This window comes from Paenibacillus tabacirhizosphaerae (genome assembly GCF_040812395.1).
Classification (GTDB): Bacteria; Bacillota; Bacilli; order Paenibacillales; family NBRC-103111; genus Paenibacillus_E.
The window spans coordinates 25129-40376 of record NZ_JBFNXH010000008.1 but is presented as its reverse complement, the minus strand read 5'-3'; the positions used below and the strand labels follow the sequence as shown (position 1 = coordinate 40376).

General features: G+C 48.2%; 16 protein-coding genes. 3 read left to right on the top strand and 13 right to left on the bottom strand.

The window, feature by feature from the left end; genetic code table 11:
- Positions 1-125: 125 nt before the first annotated feature.
- Both ABRS97_RS15580 and ABRS97_RS15575 read right to left on the bottom strand, forming a co-directional pair.
- Positions 126-932 carry a TrmH family RNA methyltransferase gene (locus ABRS97_RS15580; protein ID WP_367815330.1) on the bottom strand — a complete coding sequence of 269 codons (807 nt, stop codon included), beginning with the start codon at positions 930-932 and terminating at the stop codon, positions 126-128.
- Between the two features lie 7 nt (positions 933-939).
- On the bottom strand, positions 940-1599 hold the full coding sequence (locus tag ABRS97_RS15575) for a potassium channel family protein (protein ID WP_367815328.1): 660 nt from the start codon (positions 1597-1599) through the stop codon (positions 940-942).
- Between the two features lie 168 nt (positions 1600-1767).
- Between ABRS97_RS15575 and sspI the strand changes: the two genes are divergently transcribed.
- Positions 1768-1971 carry a small acid-soluble spore protein SspI gene (sspI, locus tag ABRS97_RS15570; protein WP_367815327.1) on the top strand — a complete coding sequence of 68 codons (204 nt, stop codon included), beginning with the start codon at positions 1768-1770 and terminating at the stop codon, positions 1969-1971.
- A gap of 655 nt (positions 1972-2626) precedes the next feature.
- Here sspI and ABRS97_RS15565 read toward each other — a convergent pair.
- The 6 genes from ABRS97_RS15565 to zwf form a co-directional block, all read right to left on the bottom strand.
- Positions 2627-2932 carry a winged helix-turn-helix transcriptional regulator gene (locus ABRS97_RS15565; RefSeq protein ID WP_367815325.1) on the bottom strand — a complete coding sequence of 102 codons (306 nt, stop codon included), beginning with the start codon at positions 2930-2932 and terminating at the stop codon, positions 2627-2629.
- 80 nt (positions 2933-3012) lie between these two features.
- Positions 3013-3801: a YheC/YheD family protein gene (locus tag ABRS97_RS15560; RefSeq protein WP_367815323.1), complete on the bottom strand. Its 789-nt coding sequence runs from the start codon at positions 3799-3801 to the stop codon at positions 3013-3015.
- Positions 3758-4927: a glycosyltransferase family 4 protein gene (locus ABRS97_RS15555; protein ID WP_367815322.1), complete on the bottom strand. Its 1170-nt coding sequence runs from the start codon at positions 4925-4927 to the stop codon at positions 3758-3760. Before ABRS97_RS15555 ends, ABRS97_RS15560 begins: the two co-directional genes overlap by 44 nt.
- Before the next feature lie 146 nt (positions 4928-5073).
- Entirely contained in the window at positions 5074-6657 is a 1584-nt protein-coding gene (locus ABRS97_RS15550) for a peptide chain release factor 3 (RefSeq protein ID WP_367815320.1), read from the bottom strand.
- 20 nt (positions 6658-6677) lie between these two features.
- Positions 6678-7742, bottom strand: coding sequence for a metallophosphoesterase family protein (locus ABRS97_RS15545; protein ID WP_367815318.1), 1065 nt, complete (start codon positions 7740-7742; stop codon positions 6678-6680).
- A 102-nt stretch (positions 7743-7844) separates the two neighbouring features.
- On the bottom strand, positions 7845-9383 hold the full coding sequence (zwf, locus tag ABRS97_RS15540) for a glucose-6-phosphate dehydrogenase (protein ID WP_367815316.1): 1539 nt from the start codon (positions 9381-9383) through the stop codon (positions 7845-7847).
- A gap of 188 nt (positions 9384-9571) precedes the next feature.
- Here zwf and ABRS97_RS15535 point away from each other — a divergent pair, with 188 nt between their 5' ends.
- Positions 9572-9928, top strand: a complete 357-nt coding sequence (locus tag ABRS97_RS15535; protein ID WP_367815314.1) for a hypothetical protein — start codon at positions 9572-9574, stop codon at positions 9926-9928.
- A gap of 44 nt (positions 9929-9972) precedes the next feature.
- Here the strand turns inward: ABRS97_RS15535 and ABRS97_RS15530 are convergent, their stop codons facing one another.
- A complete protein-coding gene (locus ABRS97_RS15530; RefSeq protein WP_367815313.1) occupies positions 9973-10416 on the bottom strand; it encodes a GNAT family N-acetyltransferase in 444 nt (147 codons plus the stop codon).
- Between the two features lie 138 nt (positions 10417-10554).
- Here ABRS97_RS15530 and ABRS97_RS15525 point away from each other — a divergent pair, with 138 nt between their 5' ends.
- Positions 10555-11292 carry a hypothetical protein gene (locus tag ABRS97_RS15525; RefSeq protein ID WP_367815311.1) on the top strand — a complete coding sequence of 246 codons (738 nt, stop codon included), beginning with the start codon at positions 10555-10557 and terminating at the stop codon, positions 11290-11292.
- Positions 11293-11300: 8 nt separating this feature from the next.
- On the opposite strand, the gene cysK is transcribed toward ABRS97_RS15525, so the two are convergent.
- From cysK to ABRS97_RS15505, 4 genes are all read right to left on the bottom strand, one after another.
- Positions 11301-12245: a cysteine synthase A gene (gene cysK, locus ABRS97_RS15520; RefSeq protein ID WP_367815310.1), complete on the bottom strand. Its 945-nt coding sequence runs from the start codon at positions 12243-12245 to the stop codon at positions 11301-11303.
- Between the two features lie 592 nt (positions 12246-12837).
- On the bottom strand, positions 12838-13386 hold the full coding sequence (gene lepB, locus ABRS97_RS15515; RefSeq protein WP_367815309.1) for a signal peptidase I: 549 nt from the start codon (positions 13384-13386) through the stop codon (positions 12838-12840).
- A 24-nt stretch (positions 13387-13410) separates the two neighbouring features.
- Entirely contained in the window at positions 13411-14055 is a 645-nt protein-coding gene (locus ABRS97_RS15510) for a response regulator (RefSeq protein ID WP_367815308.1), read from the bottom strand.
- 79 nt (positions 14056-14134) lie between these two features.
- On the bottom strand, positions 14135-15220 hold the full coding sequence (locus ABRS97_RS15505) for a sensor histidine kinase (RefSeq protein ID WP_367815307.1): 1086 nt from the start codon (positions 15218-15220) through the stop codon (positions 14135-14137).
- Between the last annotated feature and the right edge of the window lie 28 nt (positions 15221-15248).

Below are 15248 nucleotides of genomic sequence, written 5' to 3'. Positions count from 1 at the left end.
TTTTAGCTTCCCCCTGCGCTTACTTCTGTTTTTCATTCGCTATCCCAGTAGTCCCCCCCCCCAATTATCTCCTGCTTTGAGTGAGGAGATAATTGGGGGATTGGTTGGGGCTGATAAGCGTTTATTTATGGGGTGTAAACTAGCCGCTGCCGAGAAGCCTCAAACAGCAGCACCGTCGCCGCCATCGCCACATTCAGCGATTCCGCCTTGCCCTGCATCGGGATGATCACCTGCACATCCGACTGCGCGGCAACCTCAGCGGACACGCCCTTGGCTTCGTTGCCGAGGATCAGCCACGACGGCTGCCGCAGGTCCGTGTCATAGCACGAGCGCTGCGCCTGCAGGCTCGTGGTCACCAGCCGCACGCCGCGTTCGCGCGCGCGCGGCAGCAGCTGGAGCAAATCTGCCTCCACAATCGGCAGATGATACATCGATCCCATCGTCGAGCGGATCGTCTTGGGATTGTACAGATCGACCGTGCCGCGGCCGAGCACGACCGCACTTGCGCCGACTGCATCGGCGCTGCGGATGATCGTGCCAAGGTTGCCGGGGTCCTGAACCCCGTCCAGCACGACAACCAAATCGAATGCGCCGGACAGGAGTTCGTCCGAACCAAGGCTACTTTTCGCCACAACGCCGAAAACACCCTGCGGCGTCTGCGTATCGGAGCATTTCTCCAGCACAGCTTGGCTAACGCCGACCCATTCCACACCCTCTGGCGCAAGCTCTGATAAGTCGTGAGGCAGCCCCTTGTCCAGACTATAAACAATTGTCTCTACAGGCGCCCCAGTTTTGAGCGCTTCTTCCACAAGATGATAACCCTCGATGAGGTACTTCCCTTGTTTATCCCGACCACGGCGTTCTAATAGTTGGGACCAATCTTTCACTCTGCTATTTTGTACCGAGCTAATTTCTGCATGCATGATACTCATCTCGATTCTACCCCGCGAACGACACTTCGAAATTTTTTAAATCAATATTTTTCCCTACGATGACCAATATGTCATTGTGGCTCAATGGTTCCTCCGCACTAGGCGGGATGATCAGCTTCTCGTCTTGCTTAATCGCAATTACGTTACAGCCGAATTTAGCGCGAATATCGAGCTGTCTCAGGTTTTTTCCAACGATATGCTTAGAGGCCTTAATTTCAACGATACTATACTCGGCAGACAGCTCTATATAATCTATGATATTAGATGAAATCAAATGATGGGCAACGCGCTGTCCCATATCCCTTTCAGGATACACGACTTTGTCTGCGCCGATTTTCTTAAGCACTTTACCGTGCAGATCGTTAACAGCTTTCACCACAATTGTGGCAATCCCCATTTCTTTCAAAATCAATGTAGTCAGAATACTCGCCTGAATATCCTCACCAATCGCAACAACGACAACGTCAAAATTACGAATGCCCAGAGCCCGCAGCGCTTCTTCGTCTGTGGAATCTGCTTGAACCGCGTGGGTAACTATAGAAGATATATCCTGAACGGTTTGTTCTCTATGATCAATCGCGAGCACTTCAAAGCCAAGTTGCGACAACGTTTTTGCAATACTCGAACCGAATCTTCCCATTCCGATGATAGCAAATTGTTTTCTCATTCGTGACTTCTCCTCCTCAGTCATGTCGACATCTAACAATTATAACACACCTCATCCCTCATGCCATCAAGCCCCTTCGTGAGCAAGCAGTGGAGAAGTGTGGTAGCATGAAGCCGCTGATACTTGCGCATATTAGAAGGGATAACGAAATGGAAGCGAGGTTCCATAATGAACATTAATTTGAGACAGGCCATCTTGCAGCGCGTCCAAAATAAATCGAATGATGAACTTCAGGAAATTATTGAAGAATCCATCGGCGGAGAAGAACGTGTGCTGCCCGGACTTGGCGTGCTTTTCGAAATTATTTGGCAGCATAGTGAAGAGAATACTCAAAACGAGCTTGTAGAAACGCTCAAGGGCCATTTGCAATAAGCATTCAACAAGAAAAACCTGAGGCTGTGCCGCACAGTCTCAGGTCCTTGTCTAAACCCATACGTCCAGGAATGGGGAGGGAATTGGGTATCGAGTTTCAACCGCGCTATTTCTTTTCCACGCCACACCCATTCCCTGTTCTGTTCTGCATTGTGCTGCTTTCTTCTCTTTTCCCTAACCTGTCTTCAACCCGGTCACCCGGTATTCCTACACATGACACTTTGTAAGATTCCGGGGACATTTCGTCTCCGAATCTTCGCAAGAAACGGAGGAGGTGCTGCCGGACCGCCTATTCGCCATGCGTAGCAATGTCGACGGAACTACGATGCCTTATTTCACGGTAATGTCCCTTTTCTCCCACTGAAGCGGAACTAGGGTGCGTTAAATAAGCGAAAACGTGCCTACAGCCCAGCATTTCCTACTCATAACGCACGGTAGTTCCGCGAAATGTCCCCACAACCGAAAATACCGCCTCATAACGCACTCACGTTCCGCTCATCCGTGTAAAAAGACAATCTCTCGCAGATCGAGGCGATATCGGGCGATCCAAACCGCTGTAGCACTTCCGGATCTTTTACCTCCATCCTGTCAAATACCCGTACCGCAACATTCCATAGATAAAGCCAGCCGATTCTCTGGGGAGAACGACTGGCTTTTATTCATGTGGATGTGTCATCCATTTTTCTCCCCACTGGCGCATTTGAAAGAGGATTGCTCGATATTCCTTACCTTTTTCCGTTAAAGAATATTCGACTCTTACAGGAATGGTTGGGAATACTTGACGATTTACGACTTGATAATGCTCCAAATGTCGAAGGATATCCGTTAACGATTTGATGCTGATGTTATCCGCATTTCTTCGCAACTGATTGAAGCGCTGAGGACCATAATAGAGCTGAGATATAACGAAGTATGCCCATTTGCTGCCAATAACTTGCATAAGCAATGTACACGCGTACATTTTCTCATTGTACTCTCCTTTTTGTCAATATCGTTTCACCATTATGTATTCGGCTTCAACAGGAATAAACCGGTTATGTGTTATAACCGGTCGTACGCCCTGCCATATCGCCTGATTTTTGAAAATATCCGCTTATCCTTCAATCTGTTGAAAATAAAAGGATCTGGACTCGTATTCACCTCGAGAACCCAAGGGTGCAGTTCTTTGTCCAGGGCAACGTCTACACCGATCTCTTTAACCCCTTGGTATCGGGCATGCACCGCTTTAGCCACCTGCACGCCTAGGACACGCAGCTTTTTCACATATCTTTTTTGCTCATTTACAGACAAATACTTGGCAAGCAGCTGTTCTACTGGCTTCAGCGTCCCGCCGCTGTGGAAATTCGTTACAATTTTACTTGGGTGGGCGACCCTTCCAATGATGCCTGTCGTTTCCCACTTCCGCAGCGGCGATTGCTGCACCATCACCCGCAAATCAAAGCGATTTCCTCTGTATTTCAACAAATGAATACCTTTTTGAGCCAAATAATACTTTTTTTTCGTTACCTTGAGAATAGCTGTATACATCTCCTCAAAGCTATCGAAACTCTTTAATCGAACCCCCGACTGAAAAGAGTATGGTTTCTCCGCTGCGCCTTCTGCCCATTCAACCCTGATCACGCCATTGCCAAACATGCCGGAATTCGGTTTAATGTAGACCATCCTATATTCATTCAACATGTCTAACAGTGTCTCTTTGGACATCTTTCTAGTCACCGGCACGTATTGGCGCAATTCTTTTACCGCTTCAATCGCTTTTGTTTTTGCCCATTTGCTGTGTATATATCTAGATCTGTTGATGCTTATTTTTTTCCTCGGGGTCTTTTTCATTGTTAGCCTCCAGCTTCAATTTGTAGAAGTCGGCCAGTGACCGCGCTGTAGCCTGCCAGCTGAATCGCTTCACGGCATCGATACGCGCCTGCTTGCCTAGATCTTGGGCCCAGGTTCTACGCTGGGCAACGTCCACGATACTTTCCGCGAATTCCTGCGGCTTGCGATACGAATGAACCAGAATGCCGTTGTGCCCATCCTGAATCACTTCTTTAATACCGCCATTTGCCGACGCAATAACCGGCAACCCCGATGACATCGCCTCCACGTTTACAAGGCCGAAGGCTTCATGCTTTTGAGACGGGCAGACGAAGCAATCCGCGATTCCATAAACCTTATGAATCTTGCTATACGGAACTCTGCCAAGAAACTTTGTAGGCACCCCGAGTAATCTGGCTCGCTTTTTCAACATATCCCTAAATCCTGACGCCAGCTCGCCGCCTACAATGAGTAATCTTACTTCTGGAACTCTCTTTCTTGCTATGTGCACTGCTTTAATCAGCACTGAGATTCCTTTTCGCTTAATCAAACGCCCTGAATACAGCACATGAAAGCCCTTGCTTAAACGATATTGCTTCCTCCAGCGTGCAGATTTCTGAGGGGAAACCGGGCGAAACCGAGACACATCCGTGCCAAGATGAACCGTTTGGATTTTGTCTTTCTGGCCTGGAAACAGAGCAGCAAGTTCCTCTGCTAATGAGTTGCTGTTTGCAATAATCCAATCTGCCTTCATCATATGCCGGGAAGTCACAGCGCGCGAAGCGTAAGGCGGCTTCACGAACGTTAACGAATGCAGAAACAAAGATACGGGTTTATTAGGAAAATGCTTCTTAATAGCAGCAGCATACCGGGGTCTGTTATCGACTTGGATCCAATCAAAGACTCGCCCTTTGATCGCGGTAAGAACGTTTTTCAAGTACTTGCCTTTATTTCCGGCAGGTACTCTGATTATGGTGAGCGAGCCTCGCTTCGTAACATGCTGGTAGCGCTTATGCCTTCTGCTAATGATGGTTACCTGATGCTCTTCTGCCAGCTTGCGTGCGATCGAATGAATACATATTTCAACTGAACCGCCAACAATTGGTGGAACCGGAATTTGTTCAGGAGCAACAATCAAAATATGCAAGTGGCAAGTCACTTCCTTCGGGAATCGTTTGTTGGCTCAGTAATTAACCCGTACCTATTGTATGAAGCAAAACGCAGGTTGGCTACTAAAAACAAAGAAGAGGCTGTTCCCCAGAACTCCAAGGAACAACCTCTCCATGATGGCGCTTATGGCGCGCTTGTTAAAAACTGCGCTGTAGGATTTTTCTCCACTGCTGAACGTAAAGCGTACTCACTCTCGAACAAACCAACGTAGTTGCCTTTCTTATCTTTCACCAGCTGCGAGTTGATGCGGAATTTGCCGGGATCCACTTTCTCATCCACGATCCACCGCGCGAATTGGTAGTTTTGCCGTTGCAACTGGATATCGACGCCATACTCAGACTTCATCCGATGTTCAAGAACCTCGAATTGCAGTTGGCCAACGACGCCGAGAATCATGTCCTCGAAACCAATCGTGGTGAAGATTTGAATCATTCCCTCTTCGGTCAGTTGATCAATGCCTTTTAGAAATTGCTTTTGCTTCAAAGCATTCTTAATCGAAACTCTGCTGAACAGCTCCGGCGAGAACGTCGGCAGCTCATCGAACGTAATCTCCTCGCCTTGGCTAAGCGAATCGCCAATCCGGAAAATACCCGGATCAAACAACCCGATAATGTCGCCTGGAAAAGCCTCTTCAACAATATCGCGATCCTGCGCAAGAAATTGCTGAGGCTGGGAGAGCTTAATATCCTTACCTGCACGCACATGCTTCACGGACATCCCGCGCTCGAATTTCCCCGATACGATGCGAAGAAATGCCACACGGTCACGGTGTGCGGGGTTCATATTCGCTTGAATTTTGAATACATAGCCGGAAAACTTTTCCTTCGTAGGCTCGATTATGCCTGCTGAGCTTTTGCGTGGCTCCGGTTTCGGCGCTAACTGCAGGAAGTTCTCCAGAAACGTTTGTACCCCGAAATTGTTAACCGCACTGCCGAAGAAAACCGGCGTCAGCTCGCCCTTTAACACTTTTTCCATATCAAAAGGATCGCCTGCCACGTCAAGCAGCTCGATATCCTGACTTAATTGCTTATGCAGAAACTCACCGGCTATCTGCTTCACAAGGGGGTCGTCAACGCCGCTTACTTTACGGACTTCAATCTGCTTATGATCATCGCCTTGGAACAGCTCCAACTGTGTCTTCTCACGGTCATATACGCCGCACAGCTGCTTCCCGGAACCGATTGGCCAGTTCATCGGGTAAGAACGGATACCGAGTACCTCTTCAAGCTCTTCAAGCAGCTCGAACGGATCGCGGCCTTCACGATCTAGTTTATTGATAAAGGTGAAAATAGGAATGCCCCGCATCCGGCACACTTGGAACAGCTTCTTCGTCTGCGCCTCGACCCCTTTGGCTACGTCAATCAACATCACTGCGCTGTCGGCAGCAGTAAGCGTACGGTAGGTGTCCTCGCTAAAATCCTGGTGGCCAGGCGTATCCAGAATGTTAACGCGATGCCCTTCATAATCGAATTGCATAACGCTTGACGTTACCGAAATTCCACGCTGCTTCTCGATCTCCATCCAGTCCGAAGTGGCGTGTTTACTAGCCTTACGGCCTTTAACCGTTCCCGCCAAACGAATCGCGCCCCCGAATAAGAGCAGCTTTTCGGTCAAAGTCGTTTTCCCCGCATCCGGGTGAGAAATAATCGCGAACGTGCGTCGCTTGGCGACTTCCGTCTCGAGTTGTTTACTTAATTGCGTTGTCATCAGTTTAGTCCCTTCTTCATCTAGGCTTTTTTCAGATCAATGCTCCAATTGGCTTCGTCAATAAATGTGCGGTTGCTGAATTCTCTGCCTCGAATAACCACTTTATTGGCGTACACCTGCACATAAAGACCTTGTGCTTTATTTTTAGCTTCCTGTTGATACGCACGGTTCAACGTACGGCCAACCGAGGAATTATGGAAATAGTGGAACGTTTCCTTTACATAATGCGGGGTGCCGTTTTGAAAATCCTGATGGCGGTGTCCGCAGAAAACGAACACATTCTTATACGGTTTAAGAATGTCGCGGAACTGAATCGCGCGAATCAGTTGATGCGTCGCCCCGTCAGTACCGCTAGGAGGCAGAGGCTGATGCGTCATGACGAAAACAGGTTTGCCCGGCCGATAGACGGCTTTCATCCTCTCTTTGAACCAAGACAACTGTTCATCTGAATACCAAGCGCCTTCCCCGACCTCGGGCTTCTCCTGCACATAGGCCTCTTGAGAGAGGAGCAAGATCGAATGCCCATTCGCTGTATACTCGTTATAGGTTTTCTCATATCCAAAAAATTTCTTGAACTGCTCTCTCGCCATGGCATCCGTCTTCCCGTTTGGAACGGCATCCTGATCCCAGCTATTCGCTTTATTAATCCAAATGGAATAATAGTCATGATTGCCCATATTCGCATGAACAGGCGGAAGTTTATATTCGCTTACAATTTTATGCAGCTCTTTATAATCGCGTTCTGTACCCGTATCGGTCAGATCGCCCGTCATCATAATGGCATCAACAGGGGCATCGAAATTCTTAATGTCATCGAATGCTTGCCTTAGCTTTTTGACAGTTTGCGGATCTCCAGCGCTCACATGTAGATCGCTTAAAATAAAATACGACATCAGCGGCTCCGTTGACAATGGCTCGACAGAAGGTTGCGCAGTTGCTGCAGCATCCTCCGAATGAATGGAAGATACGGGAGCCTCATCACCAGTCATGAACACTTTTTTCACCAATTGACTAAATAATGCGCTTAATCCGACCAGGACGGCTCCAATCATCATCAACCATCTGATAAAAGCTCTTCGCGACATGCTGCACCTCAAATTTTGTTAAAATCCTTACTCCGTAAACTCTATTATAACATAAAAAAAACCAACGGACAGTTTAGCCCGCTGGCATGTCTTGCCTATCTGTTAGGTCAACACGGATGCTTTCTGCATCTCTGTTTCCCAATCGACTTCGCCTTCATTTTGGCCATTGATCGGCCACCACTTGAAGCCATCCTGAGCCAGCAAGTCACTCGCTTCGGCAGGCCCCCAGGAACCAGCAGGATATTGCTTCAGATCATCCGAAGTCTCTGCCCATGCAGCAGCAATACGGTCTACATAGGACCAAGCAAGTGCTACCTCATCCCAACGGGTAAAGTACGTTGAATCGCCGCGCGTCGCATCATGCAGCAGACGCTCATAAGCTTCCGGCGTGTTGATGCCGATTTGGCAGCTTTGGCAGAAATCCATCGCAACCGGTACGATCACACCTTCTGATCCTGGCTGCTTGGCATTCATTTTCAAGTAAATGCCTTCCATCGGATTGACGCGGAACACGAGCAAGTTCGGCTGCAAATCGTGCTTTTTCGCCAAATATACGTTATTGGGGATGTTTTTGAACTCAACGACAACCTCCGTCGTTTTCACAGGCAGCCTTTTACCGGTCCGAATGTAGAAAGGTACGCCAGCCCAGCGGAAATTATCCACGTGCACGCGTGCAGAGAAATACGTCTCTGTCGTCGATTGCGGATTCACGGAATCCTCTTCGCGATAAGCCGGCAGCGTTTTGCCTTTCGAAGTGCCTTTGGCATACTGGCCGCGGACAACATTGGCCCGTACCTCGTCTCCGGATTCAAACAGGCGTAGAGAACGCAGCACCTTCACCTTCTCATCTCGGATATCTTCCGGATGCAAACGGCTTGGCGGTTCCATCGCCATCATCATCAGCATCTGCAGCATATGGTTTTGCCCCATATCGCGCAGTGCGCCCGAATGATCGTAATACCCGCCGCGTTCTTCAACACCGACTGTTTCACTTAGTGTGATTTGAATATTAGCTATGTATTTATTGTTCCAAAGCGGCTCGAAGAAAGCATTCGCGAAACGAACGAATTCAATGTTCTGCACCATTTCCTTCCCGAGGTAATGGTCAATACGGTAAATATCTTTCTCCTCGAAAACTTGACGAAGCTGTCCATTCAGGCGCTCCGCGGATGGCAAATCATAGCCGAATGGCTTCTCGATAACAAGACGATGCCAGCCTTTTGTCTCCAGCAAGCCGCCTTCTTTCAAATTGTAAGACACATTGCCAAAAAGCTCAGGCGCCAGCGCTAAATAGAACAACCGATTACCGCCTGTTTGATACGTTTCATCCAGCTTCGCGGTCAATGTGTTCAGCTCACGAAACCCAGCCACATTGTTAATATCCAAAGACATATATTCAAATCGTTTTGCGAAGCTATCCCACTCTGCATCATTCGTAATTTTGTAACGGGCAAAATCATGAATGGATTGCTTCACATCCTCACGAAACTGGTCGTTCGTGCGCGGTCTGCGAGCAAGGCCAACTACCGCAAAATTGTCCCCTAGCTTGCCTTCACGGTATAAACTATAAAATGCCGGAAATAACTTTCTTTTTGCAAGGTCTCCTGTTGCACCGAAAATATAAAACACAGCTCCACTCATCTATGCATCATTCTTTCTCTATTGGATTGGGTATTATGCTTAGCATACCTAAAATAGGACTGGTATTCAACTTTTCTGTGCAATTTGTCTGATAACTTTTTCTTATGCAAAAGTAGACATTTGTCTATACCGAAACGGGCACCGCTGAATAGGCTAATCGTAGTCTACAAACGCGGAGGTGCAAGATCATGATGCAGCCCATTTATCCGATTACAGAAAAATCCTGCTTTGCTCATTACAATAAGCCTGTTCTGATGTTCTTAAATGATGGAACAGAAATTTACGGCGTGTTAAGCCGTGTAGAAAAAGGCAAGCTTATTCTAAATGAACCGCCCGCTGCGGTTGCCAGCAAAACCGTCAAAAAAACAACTAAAAAAACAGCAAAAGTTAAGAACAAACAAAGCAAAGCAAAATCACAAGTCCTGGAACAACCCCCCGCTTCCGGCGAATATCCCGTCTTCGGAATCCCCCCTTTCGGTGGATTCGATTATCGTCAAGGCGCACTGACATTCGACATAGAGAGCGTGGTCGCATTGTTCTCTTGATAGAACGAAGCCATGGATATCCTAATCCATGGCCCTTCCCTTTTTTATCGGATTGGCTTCGTCATCATCATACATCCGAGTTCAGGCAAAAACTGTTTCACCGAGTAGCCTCTACGCAGATAGAACTGATAGGCTCGTGCATTGCTATCATCAACCAGCAGTTCTACCGATCGACATCTCTCTGCCTTCCCATATGACTCTGCAACCATCATTAACTGTCGGCCCCAGCCTCTGCTTTGTTCCCGCGGATCAACCGCAAGCATATCCACATATAAAACGCGCGATTTGCGAATCATCGTGATGAAACCGAATGGATGCCGCGTGCCTTTGGATGCGACGAAGGTTACATTCCGGTTCAACCGTTTGCGGATTTCTGTGAATGTAGCTGAAGCGCTTGCGTCAATTATTCTGGAATAGGGCACTAACTGCTCAACAACTAGTCTGTGTATAACCGGATCGTCAACGGAAGCCACTCGTTTGCGTATCATAAGACACCGCCTCCACAAGAAGCAATAATGCTATCTTATGTAGGTGAACCCCCGCTTGACTCCGCTTGATCCCCATTCTTCAATGAAAACTATAAAAGCAAGTACCAATTTACCCCAGTCGCTACGAATGCTATAGTAATGATATGCAAAAGTGAGGTGATTCCTATGATTAATGCCTATCCCATTACAGCAATAAAAAGCTATAAAACACACAAAGACTACTACAATGTTAGTGCTGTGCGTGGCGTCTCCGGCAGCAGATCGAATACAACGCGACAGCCTCTTGACCTGCCGTACGATCGTTCAGCCTATAAGCAACTGGTACAATCTGCAGCTGAAGGTCTTGCCGGACTTGTACAGTCTGCTTCTACTGTCAAACAATCCGCGCAATCACTAGTCTATTCACGAGCGGCTTTCATGCAAGACAGGGATTCTTCCTTTACCGAGGGTGCAGAGGGTGAAAACACTGCCATTCGCGACTTCATCGACGCCTACAACACATTTCAAGACAACTTACGGGAAACCCCTGAATACCTCAATCGTTCTCTTCTAAAAGGGCTTGAGCAAGCGGCAAAACCCTACTCGCTAACCGATTTAGGCATCTCCGAACAGGCCGATGGCACCCTTCAGCTGCAAGAAGGCCAACTTCAGAAACAGGCAGCCGAACGCAACAATCCTATTCAAACTAGCCTTGGAAACATAAAGAACTTGGCTGCATCCCTATCAACCAGCTTGGGGCAGCTAACGCAGCTTCCATCGGAAGCCTTGTTCCAACTTGCTAACTCGCCCTTAAAACCTTATCGTCAGTATCGCTCCAAACTTCAGTCCTACCTGCCGGTACCCATGAGCGGACTGCTGCTGGATAGGCGGCTTTAAACGGTCGCCTACTCAACAACCTGAAACAATGGTGTGGACAAGTACCTCTCACCCGTATCAGGCAGCAGCGCCACAATGCGCTTCCCCTTATTTTCGGGCCTTTTCGCTAATTGAGTCGCCGCATGGATCGCTGCACCAGAGGAAACGCCAACCAACAAGCCCTCCGTGCGCGCCAATTGACGCGTCGCCTCGAAGGCTTCTTCGTTTTTCACCAAATAAATCTCATCGACCACGGATCTTTTGAAATTACCTGGCACGAACCCCGGCCCTAGTCCTTGAATCTGATGCACGCCTCGACTGCCGCCGGACAATACAGGTGACTCGAAGGGTTCAACCGCAATTATTTGAACAGACGGATTTCGTTGCTTCAATACTTCGCCCACACCTGTAATCGTGCCGCCAGTACCGACACCGCTTACGAATATATCGATGTTTCCACCCGTATCTCTCCAGATTTCTTCTGCTGTGGTGTGACGATGAATATCAGGATTAGCGGGATTATCAAACTGATTTGCAACAAAAGCATGAGGAATCTGCGAAGCCAACTCTTCCGCTTTACGCAGAGCGCCCGGCATCCCCTCTGATCCCGGAGTCAGCAGCAGCTCCGCTCCAAGCGCCTGGAGGAGGTTCCTCCGCTCTATACTAAACGTCTCCGGCAACACAATAATAAGTCTATACCCTTTAGCTGCTGCCACAAAAGCAAGCGCTATGCCCGTATTGCCGCTTGTCGCTTCGATAATGACGGAATCCTTATGAAGCAGCCCCTTTTCTTCGGCATCTTTAATAATGGCAAAGCCGATGCGGTCCTTCACACTTCCAGCAGGATTAAACGACTCCAGCTTGGCCACCAGTTCCGCCTCCAGCCCATGGCTATTATTAAAAGCAACTAACTCCAACATCGGAGTATTTCCGATTAATTCTGTTAAATTCTTTGAGATGTTCGTCTTGCTCATACAATCCCTCCATAATTCTGCTATTCCCATTGAAATAGTTGGTAATACTTACAATAACATGTGTGCGCTTCATCTTCAACTTGTGATCCCAGGTCCATTTCGTCTCGCAAGCTTCGCAGGAAAGCCGAGGAGGTACTGCCGGACCGCCAATTCCTCATGCACAGCGATATCGACGGAACTACGAAGCCTTATTCCACGGTAACGTCCCCCTTCTCCTCATTGAAGAGGAACTAGAGTGCGTTAAATGAGCGAAACCGTGCCTACACCCCTACTAAAACCCAGCATTTCCTGCAAATAACGCACGGTAGTTCTGCGAAATGTCCCTACAACCGAAAATATCGCCTCATAAGGCATCTATGTTCCGCCCACCCATGCAAACCAGACGATCTCTCGCAGATCGAGGCGGTATTTCAACACTCCAAGCCGCTGTCGCACTTCCGGATCTTCTACGTCCATCCTCTCAAATGCTCGTACCACACGATGCGTGCGGAATCTCTCCGCTCTGCGAGCTCGTCACACACATGCCTGACGACATATACTTTATTGGTCAAAAAAAAGAAGCGTTCCTCTACGGACGCTTCCCACAAACGACTTAAAATAATTTTTTGCCCAGCACATGATCCAGCGGCACAGCTCCAATCACCCTGCTGTCCATGCTATTGTTCCGATTATCTCCCATGACGAAAACATGATCATCCGGAACCGTCCACTTTTTGTTCCCATTGCCTCTCATGACCTCATTAATGTACGGTTCATCCAGAAGCTCACCGTTGCGGTACATCTTCTCATCCTTGATTTCAAGTTGATCTCCCGGCTTGCCGATCACACGTTTGATCCATACATGCTTATCGTCACCCTTAGTGAACAAACTAAGCAGCGGGCTGTCCAGCAAATCGTTTTTGAACGTCCGTTTGAGCTCGACTCTGCTGTCGATAATGACAATGTCTCCGTAGTTTGGTTCATATTTGAACGTATGAGACAGCTTGGACACGTAGACTCTTTGCTGATCGTGCAGCGTGGGATCCATGGAATGTCCCATAACCTTCGTCGATTGAAACACGAATACACCCAGAAATACGACAATTACAAATGAAATGGCAATAGAACCAAACCAGCTCCATATTTGCTTTAACAGATTCATCGTTCCTGCTCCCTTATCTATTCATTATTCAGCCAATCCATGCTTGAAAGCATAAATGGCCGCTTGCGTTCGATCTTCTACGCCTAATTTGGCTAGTACATTCGTCACATGAAACTTGACGGTTTTGATACCGATAAACAGCTCATCGGCTAACTCCTGATTCGATTTCCCTTTGGCGATCAGCCGAAGCACTTCCATCTCGCGATCCGTCAGCTCTTCATGAGGCTCCGCAGCCGCTTTAGGCTGACGAAACCTGTTCATGATTTTGGAGGCAACCTGCGACTCCAGAATAGATTGGCCTTTGGCCGCGGCTCTTATTGCCTGTGCAATTTCCGAGGCTCGGGATGTTTTCAACAAATAACTGAATGCACCTGCCTCAATTACAGGGTACATTTTCTCATCATCCAAAAAGCTAGTAAGCACAATTACTTTGCACTCCGGATACAGCTGCAGCAGTTTACGAGTCGTCTCGATTCCGTCCATACCTTCCATCACAAGATCCATCAATACGACGTCGGGTCGATACTCCTGAGCTAGCCGGATGCCATCTTGCCCATTGCTTGCTTCGCCGACCACTTCAATTCCATCTTCTGTTCCAAGCACAGCTGCCAGTCCGATCCTTACCATTTCGTGATCGTCGACTAGCAGCACCTTAATATTCGAATCCATTCGCTTCTCCTCCTAAAGAGTTTATCTTTAGTAAAACTTGCGTCATAGGCATGTACCATGTTTTCGGAAGGGATGCTCATTAGCTGAGTTTTTCTCCAGAAGAACTGGCATCGGAAGTATAATCAGCGCCCAAAATCGGTACGCGGATTTCAATGCGTGTCCCCCGATCCGGTGCAGTAATGATATGTAGAGAACCGCCAATCTCATTGACGCGTTCTTTCATCGATACGATTCCGTACGATGTATGTTTCTTCGCATCCAGTTCAAAACCGACGCCATCATCCCGAATCGCCAAGCGGACGCCATCCGAACGATGCTGCAGCTTCACTTCCAGTTTATTTGCCTTGGAGTGGCGCAGCGCATTAGATAACGCTTCCTGCACAATGCGGAACAGATGATCTTCAATTCCCTTCTGCAGACGGATTTCTTCATCCATATCCCAAGATATCGCCATCGGGACCTTAGCGGCCAGCTCCTTTAACAGCTCGACCAAGCCCTCAGAGAGTCGCTTGCCTTCCAAATGAACGGGTCTTAAATGCAGCAATAGCGCTCTCATTTCCGACTGCGCAACAGAAGCCATTTCTTCGATCAGATGAATTTGCCTTTGCGCTTTTTCAAAATCCTTGTCCAGCGTGCGGCCAACAGCAGTCGCCGTCATCGAAATAGCAAACAATTGTTGGCTAACCGCATCGTGAAGCTCCCGCGCCAAGCGCTGACGCTCTTCAATGACCGCTGAGAACTTCGCCTTCTCGGCAAGCTCCGCATTGTCGTTAGAGAGGCGCTGCAGGGAAGTTACCTGCTCCTCCCACCTTTTCATGATGCGAGCGAGCTGTTCGCCGAGCCGGCCGATTTCGTCTTCTCCATTCTGGAACCCGCCGCGAGTAAATGTCCCTTTTTCAAGCAGGATCATTGTCTCCATCAACGGTTCAAGCCGCCGCGTGATGCGGGAACTGTTCCAAAAGCCGCTAATCGCGCCAATACCAGCAACAACACCAATCAGCATAAGAGAAAACTGCACGCCCTCCTGCCATGTCTTAAAAGGCTCGATCATATGTTTAGAGTTAAGAAAATAAATAATGACGCCCAGAACAATTAAGCTAAAGAGGATCGATTCGCCCATGCTGCGCCATATCATATTCGTTAATCTTCGTTTATAGCCGTCCAATGCGCGATGACCCTCCTAAGAGTTTTCT